At 63.3% G+C, this 6,739-nt stretch carries 7 protein-coding genes; 3 read left to right on the forward strand and 4 right to left on the reverse strand.

Annotation, left to right across the window (positions count from 1 at the left end; all coding sequences use genetic code 11):
• On the forward strand, nt 1–937 hold a 937-nt coding region (locus tag EN884_RS20045), incomplete at its 5' end, for a TRAP transporter substrate-binding protein (protein WP_128360701.1).
• Between the two features lie 85 nt (nt 938–1,022).
• Here EN884_RS20045 and EN884_RS20050 read toward each other — a convergent pair.
• From EN884_RS20050 to EN884_RS20065, 4 genes are all read right to left on the reverse strand, one after another.
• Nucleotides 1,023–2,051, reverse strand: coding sequence for a zinc-dependent alcohol dehydrogenase family protein (locus tag EN884_RS20050; protein WP_063170440.1), 1,029 nt, complete (start codon nt 2,049–2,051; stop codon nt 1,023–1,025).
• A gap of 18 nt (nt 2,052–2,069) precedes the next feature.
• Nucleotides 2,070–3,854, reverse strand: a complete 1,785-nt coding sequence (locus EN884_RS20055) for a TRAP transporter large permease subunit (RefSeq protein ID WP_174299056.1) — start codon at nt 3,852–3,854, stop codon at nt 2,070–2,072.
• Complete coding sequence (locus EN884_RS20060; protein WP_013528212.1) at nt 3,851–4,435, reverse strand: TRAP transporter small permease subunit; 585 nt, start codon at nt 4,433–4,435, stop codon at nt 3,851–3,853. The genes EN884_RS20055 and EN884_RS20060 overlap by 4 nt, the downstream gene beginning before the upstream one ends.
• Nucleotides 4,436–4,623: 188 nt before the next feature.
• Nucleotides 4,624–5,529 carry a branched-chain amino acid ABC transporter permease gene (locus EN884_RS20065; RefSeq protein ID WP_063169837.1) on the reverse strand — a complete coding sequence of 302 codons (906 nt, stop codon included), beginning with the start codon at nt 5,527–5,529 and terminating at the stop codon, nt 4,624–4,626.
• 148 nt (nt 5,530–5,677) lie between these two features.
• Here EN884_RS20065 and EN884_RS20070 point away from each other — a divergent pair, with 148 nt between their 5' ends.
• Both EN884_RS20070 and EN884_RS20075 read left to right on the forward strand, forming a co-directional pair.
• Complete coding sequence (locus EN884_RS20070) at nt 5,678–6,289, forward strand: CGNR zinc finger domain-containing protein (protein WP_063169838.1); 612 nt, start codon at nt 5,678–5,680, stop codon at nt 6,287–6,289.
• Nucleotides 6,282–6,739 (forward strand): hypothetical protein (locus EN884_RS20075; protein WP_128360702.1); only part of this gene is annotated, 458 nt, incomplete at its 3' end. The genes EN884_RS20070 and EN884_RS20075, both read left to right, overlap by 8 nt.

Genomic DNA, 6,739 nt, shown 5'->3' on the forward strand with positions numbered 1-6,739 from the left:
CTCGAAGATGCTGTCGGAAGCCACCGACGGCAATTTCCAGATCCAGGTTTTTGCTGCCGGTGAGCTGGTGCCTGGCCTGCAGGCCGCCGACGCCACCACGGCCGGCACGGTCGAGGCCTGCCATACGGTGGCATATTACTACTGGGGCAAGGACCCGACATGGGCGCTCGGTGCGGCGGTTCCCTTTTCGCTCAACGCACGCGGCCTGAATGCCTGGCATTACCATGGTGGCGGCATCGACCTGTTCAACGAGTTTCTCGCCACGCAGGGCCTTTTCGGCCTGCCGGGCGGCAACACCGGCGTGCAGATGGGTGGCTGGTTCCGAAAGGAAATCAACACGGTGGCCGACCTTTCCGGCCTCAAGATGCGAATCGGCGGTTTTGCCGGCAAGGTGGTGCAGAAACTCGGCGTCGTGCCGCAGCAGATCGCCGGCGGCGACATCTATCCGGCGTTGGAAAAAGGCACCATCGACGCGGCCGAATGGGTCGGCCCCTATGACGACGAGAAGCTCGGCTTCTACAAGGTGGCGCCCTATTATTACTATCCCGGCTGGTGGGAGGGCGGCCCGACCGTCCACCTGATGTTCAACAAGGCGAAGTACGAAGAGCTTTCGCCAACGTACAAGTCGCTGCTGCACACTGCCGCGCAGGCGGCCGACGCCAACATGCTGCAGAAATACGATTATCTGAACCCTGCGGCGGTGAAGCGGCTGGTGGCCGGCGGCGCGAAACTGCGCCCGTTCAGCCAGGAGATCATGGCCGCCTGCTTCGAAAAGGCCAACGAGGTCTATACCGAAATGGAAGCTTCCAACGCCCCGTTCAAGAAGATCTGGGAATCGATCAAGGGCTTCCGCAAGGAGCATTATCTCTGGGCACAGGTGGCCGAATACAATTACGACACCTTCATGATGGTCCAGCAGCGCAACGGCAAGCTGTAGTCGTTTGTACTTCTGCTCAAAAGCTCTCTGGGCGGACCCCGCTTAGAGAGCTTTTCTGTATATGCCGGGAGGCGAAGCCGGCGGTTCAGCCGCGGCGCGGCACCACCAGAACCTTGACCTCGCCGGGCGCCGGCGGATTGGCGATCACCGCTGGCGCTTCTTCAAGCGACACCTGCCTGGAGATCAGCCTGTCGATCTCGACCGCACCGGAAGCGATGAGTTCGGCGGCGCGGCGATGGGTGTAGGGATTGAGGAAGGAACCGAGCACCTTCAGTTCCCGGAACAACAGGTCGAACGGCTCGAATTCCGCTTTCATGCCTTGCGGCGTCACGCCGACAATGACGACCGTGCCGCCGGCTCGGGCCAGGCGCATGGACTGCTCGACGGTCTCTCGCACGCCGGCGCATTCGAAGACGACGTCGACGCCACCTGGCGCCAGACCGGCCGGTCCGGCGATCGCATCGATGACATCGGTGGCTGTCGGATCGATCGTCGCTGTCGCGCCGAGGTCCTCGGCGAGGGCGCGCCGCGAAGCCTGCCTGGTCGACAGGATGATGGTCGTGGCTCCCGCCAGTCTTGCCAGCTGCACGGTGAGCAGGCCGATCACGCCGCCGCCAAGCACGACCACCGAGCTGCCCGGTTTGATACCGGCAAGGTCGACGCCGTGCAGGCAACAGCCGAGCGGCTCGCAGAAGGCACCGTGCAGGGGGTTCAGGCCTGCAGGCAGGACGAAAGCCTGCTTCTGCGGCAAGGCAAGATATTCGGCAAAGCCGCCGTCGCGATGAATGCCGATCGCGCACAGATTGCTGCAGAGATTGACTTGTCCCGCGTGACAGTGTGCGCAGCGCCCACAGGCTATGTTGGGGTCGCCGGTAACACGATCGCCGATGGCAAAACCCGAGACCGATGTTCCGATCGCCTCGACGATGCCGGAAAACTCATGGCCGGGCGTCACCGGTGGCGTGCAGGGAAATTCACCGTGAAACAGATGCCGGTCCGTGCCGCAGACGCCGCAGGCTTCGATGCGCACCAGTAGCTCATCCGCACCGATGTCAGGCATGTCGACGTCGCGCAGCGTGATGCCGCCCACTGCTTCCAGCCGCACCGCTTTCATGGTCTTGACCATGCCGGTTCAGTTGAAGCTTGGCGGTTGCGACAGGTCGGGCTGTGGCGCTGCCGGCTTTGCCGGTGTCGGATCGCCGAAACTGGGCGGTTGCGAAAGGTCAGGAGCGGCCGGCGCCGTGGCGCCACCAGCGGGCGCCGCTCCATCCGCCGGCGGCGTGCCCAGCGGCGACAGGCCGGGCACCTCCGGTACCTTGTAGTCGATGGTGCCCGGATCGACGGTCGTTCCCTTGTAGTGCATCACCATTTGCGGGAAGGCGATGGTCAGCCCGATCATGATCACCTGGATGCAGACAAAGGGCACCGCGCCCCAATAGATCTGGCCGGTCGTCACCGGCGCGATTTGTTTGCCGGTGAGACGATCGAGATAGGGCACGCGCGCGGCCACCGAACGCAGATAGAACAGCGCGAAGCCGAAGGGCGGGTGCATGAAGCTGGTCTGCATGTTGACGCCCAGGAGCACGCCGAACCAGATCAGGTCGATACCGAGCTTGTCGGCGGCGGGCGCCAGCAGCGGTACGATGATGAACGCCAGTTCGAAGAAATCGAGGAAGAAGGCGAGGAAGAAGACGAGCATGTTGACGCCGATCAGGAAGCCGACCTCGCCGCCCGGCAGCGACGTCAAAAGGTGCTCGACCCAGATGTGGCCGTTGACGCCGTAGAAGGTCAGCGAGAACACCCGTGCGCCGATCAGGATGAACAGCACGAAGGACGACAGCCTTGTCGTCGAGGCCAGTGCCTGCTTAACGACGTCAAGCGACAAGCGCCCCTTGGCCGCCGCCATGAACAAGGCGCCGACCGAGCCCATGGCGCCGCCTTCGGTCGGCGTGGCGATGCCCAGGAAGATGGTGCCCAGCACCAGGAAGATCAGCGCCAGTGGCGGGATCAGCACGATGATCACCTGCTGCGCTAGCCTGGACATCATGTTGAAGTTCAGGCGCTTGTCGGCAATGGCGACGATGTAGATGAACAGCACCCCGGCAGTCGCGCCAAGAATGTCGGCATTGTCGCCATGCGCCGGCGCCAGATAACGATATGCCGCGTAGGAAACCGCCGATGTGACCAGCAAAGCCACCAGCAGCGACATCACGCCATGGCCAAGTGTACGGGCCTCGAGCGGCAGCGCCGGCATCGAGTTCGGCCGGATGATCGACATGATCAGGATATAGGACATATAGAGGCCGGTGAGCACGAGGCCCGGGATCAACGCGCCCGCGTACATATCGCCGACCGAGCGGCCGAGCTGGTCGGCAAGCACGATCAGCACCAGCGACGGCGGGATGATCTGGGCAAGCGTGCCGGAGGCGGCAATGACACCGGATGCGAGCCGGCGGTCATAGCCATAGCGCAGCATGATCGGCAGCGAGATCAGGCCCATGGCGATGACGGAAGCCGCCACCACGCCGGTGGTCGCCGCTAAAAGCGCGCCGACGAAGATCACGGCGTAGGCGAGGCCGCCGCGGATTGGCCCGAACAGCTGGCCGATCGTGTCGAGCAGGTCTTCGGCCATGCCCGACCGCTCGAGCACGATGCCCATGAAGGTGAAGAACGGGATGGCCAGCAGCGTGTCGTTCGACATCACCCGGCTGCCGTAGAAATTATCCGGCAATGCGTGCAGGAGCGGCCAGGCGAGGTTGATCGATCCTCCGGAATAGGGAGACAGCAGCACGCCGATGAAGAAGAACATCAAGCCGTTGGCGGCCAAGGAAAAAGCGACGGGGTAGCCGATCAGCAGGAAGATGATCAGCGAAGCGAACATGATCGGCGCCATGTTCTGCGCGATGAACTCCATCACGAACGCACCTCGTCGGCCAGCGCCTTGGCTTCGAGTTCGGCCTGCTCATGCACCGATATGAAGGGATTGGGGTCGTCCATGTCTCCGCGCATGATGGCGATCTTCTTGATGATCTCGGAGATGCCCTGCAGCGCCAGCAGGAAAAACCCGACGAGCAGGATGGCCTTGGCGGGCCAGATGATCAGGCCGCCGGAATTGTTGGACATCTCGCCGCTGCGAAACGACAGCGACACATAAGGAACGAAATAGATCACCATCAGCGTCACGAACGGCATCAGAAAAAAGACATGCCCGAAAAGGTCGATCCAGTGCTGCACGCGGCGTGGAAACAGGCCGTAGACGACGTCGATGCGGATATGTTCGTTCTGCTTCAGCGTATAGGCGGCGGCCAGCATGAAGGCGGCGCCGAACAGATACCATTGCAGCTCGAGCCAAGCGTTCGAGGATATGTCGAACACCTTGCGGATAATGGCGTTGGCGGCGCTCACCAGGATCGCCAGCAGGATCAGCCACGATATCCATTTGCCGATGAACTCGTTGGCGCGATCAATAGTCCTGGATAGAGCGAGAAGCCCTGCCATGCATTCCTCCCTTGTACCGGAGGCGTGCCGGCTTCCCCCTTTTTGTCCGTCACGCCACGTGGTCCAACGGTATGCCGCGCGTGGACTGACGGGTCAACAAGGATAGAGGCAGCGAATATCATCGCATCGCAGACAGTGCCCAATACCGGCGATCTGCCCTCGCGTCATGCAACCAAAGTCTGACGTTTTCAGGCGATTTTGCCGGTGTCGCGGCCGGCGCCGATCAGGATCAGCGTCGTGACCAGGAACAGGTACATCCACGCGTCGCGCCACTCGACCGGGAAGTAGCCGGCCCACAGCGATTCGGCCATGCCGAAGACGGCCGCGCCGAGCGCCGCGCGCGGTGGCGAGAGATAGCCGCCGACCGCCGTCACGAACAGGATCTTCAGTCCGTAGACGAGGCCCGAGCCGAAGCTGACATTGCCGTAATAGAGCCCGGCCATGACACCGGCCAGCGCGGCGCAGAAGCCGCCGAACAGCACCGCGTGCCGGAACACCGCGCGTACGTCGACGCCGCACATCGCGGCAGCCTTGGGGTCGTCGGAGACGGCGCGCCAGCACCGTCCGAAGCTCGACCGGGCAAAAGCCCAGCTTGCCAGCGCGATTGCCGCCACCACCACGGCGCAGTCGATAAGCTGGATGAGCGTCAGCGTTGCCTTGAAGGTCGCGCCCTGCGCGAAAACGATGGGCTGCGCCAGCATCGGCGGCAGCCACAGATCATGCGTGTCGGCGGCGATGCGGCTCGCTTCGGACAGCAGCAGCAGGATGCCGAGCGTCGTCACCACGATTGCATTGGGCGTGCGGTCGGCCAACGGTTCGAAGACACTGCGCGACAGCACGTGGCTGATCAGCGCGGCATAGAGGAACGCAGCGACGACGCCGAGCGCCACCGCCGCCAGCAGCGTCAGCCACAGCACCTGATAGCCGAAGGCCGCGGTCAGGATCATGGTCTGGCCGCAAAAGGCGAACAACGCGCCATAAGCGAGATTGGTGCGGTGCAGGATGCCGTTGGTCAGCACATAGCCAAAGGCGAGCAACGCATACAGCGCGCCCGAATGCAGCCCGTTCAGCACCTGCTGGAAGAAATAGAGCATGCAAAACCTCGAAGCATGCCGCCCAAAAGTGCGAAGCGGTCCTGGCCAACAGCATGCTCAAAAGGCTGCGGAGACCACCGCATCCCGGAGTGAGGTTGCATCGCTGAATCTAACTTGTCAAATACGATTTATCGGTTAGATTTTCGCCATGACGGTATCATGGACCCCGCACCGCTTCACCGGCGGCCTGCTTGCGCTCGACACGGCGAACACCGTCGTGCTGCGCGGCGATCCGGAGCGGACGTTCGACCGCTTCGAAGATCCGGCCGAGATTGCTCGCTTCGCCGACGCGGCGAGCCGCTTTCGCGCCGCCGAGCTTGGCGAAAGGCCGCTGGCGGTATCCTCAGCGGTGGCGATCGCACCCGTCGTGCTGTCGATCCGCGAGGCGACGGACCGGCTGTTTCGTGGAGCGGTGTCGAAGGGCGCGGTCGCCACCGCTGATCTGCCCGGATTCCTGAGCGCCTGCGCCGAGGGTCTTGCCGGCAGCCGGACCGAGATCGGTGTGCCGGGAAGGCCGTTCGGTGATCCCCTGACGCCGATCGCCTTCGAGGCGGCGCTGGCGGTTTCGGCGCTATCGCTTCTGCGCGACGATACCGTCGCAAGGCTCAGGATCTGTCCCAACTGCACCTGGCTGTTCGTCGACAGAAGCCGCAATTCCAGCCGCCTATGGTGCGACATGGCGGTGTGCGGCAACCGTCAGAAGGCAAGCCGTCACTATCGCCGTCGTCGCATGGCGGAAAATGAGGTCAAGAATGCGTAGCGGCCTTTCCCGTTCGATCCTTGTTGGCGCGGCGCTCATCGTGGCCGTTGCGCTCGGCGCCTGCCGCGACACCGGCGACGCCGAAGGCAAGCTGTTCGAGATTTCCGGCAAGATATTCGTTTTCAACTACCGCCTCGCCAGGGCGACTTATGTGGTGACCCTGCGGCCGCTGAAGCCGATGGGAGAGGGCCAGGTGGCGGTCGCCAGCTTCCAGGATCCCGCCGGCGGCGCACCTCTGGTGGTCGAGCAGAAGGTCTGGCCGAAGCTCGACAAGGTGACGCTGGAGAGCCCGGCACTGACCTGCGTCGTCAAGAACAAGCCCTATGCGATTGCCATCAGCATCAAGGGCGCCGACGGCGCGGTCCTGCAGAAGATCGACACCACGCTGATGTCGACGGAAGACCAGTCGATCCTGCCCGACCGGCCGCTGGTCATCGACCAGCTCTACAC

It is taken from the genome of Mesorhizobium sp. M7A.F.Ca.AU.001.01.1.1 (assembly GCF_004022735.1).
GTDB lineage: Bacteria > Pseudomonadota > Alphaproteobacteria > Rhizobiales > Rhizobiaceae > Mesorhizobium > Mesorhizobium ciceri.